This is a genomic window from Microbacterium sp. K41 (genome assembly GCF_004794395.1).
Taxonomy (GTDB): domain Bacteria; phylum Actinomycetota; class Actinomycetes; order Actinomycetales; family Microbacteriaceae; genus Microbacterium; species Microbacterium sufflavum.
This window is the reverse complement of the sequence record NZ_SSDO01000250.1, coordinates 1-388: the sequence shown is the minus strand read 5'-3', so window position 1 is coordinate 388 and position 388 is coordinate 1. Positions and strand designations below refer to the sequence as shown.

Annotated in this window: 1 protein-coding gene; it reads left to right on the top strand. The window is 77.1% G+C overall.

Going from position 1 to position 388, the window contains the following annotated elements:
- On the top strand, positions 1 to 369 hold a 369-nt coding region (locus tag DW309_RS19445; RefSeq protein ID WP_168387204.1), incomplete at its 5' end, for a hypothetical protein.
- Positions 370 to 388 lie beyond the last annotated feature (19 nt).

Genomic DNA, 388 nt, shown 5'->3' with positions numbered 1-388 from the left:
GCCCTGGCGACGGCGCTGCGGGCCACGCTGCGCCTCGGTTCGGTGCGCCTCCGGGTCGCGGCGGACGACGCGGGCGGTGACGGCGAGCACCTCGGCACCACGGACGTCGTGGTGGGGGATCCCCGCGGCACGACCACGGCCTTCGCGGTGGACGGCGACCCCGGTGTCGTGCTGGAGGTGACCGGGGAGGTCGACGGGGTGCCCGTCGGGCGCAGGACCACCGAGGCGATCGCGGATCTGGGCCCGGTGATCGGCGTGGTCGTGCGGCTCGCGGAGGCATCGACCGCCCTCGCCGAGGCACGGCGGACGGCGGCGGAGGCGCAGCACGCGGAACGACGGGCGCTGCGCCGGGAGCTGCACGACGTCTAGTTCCAGGGGCGCTCCGTGC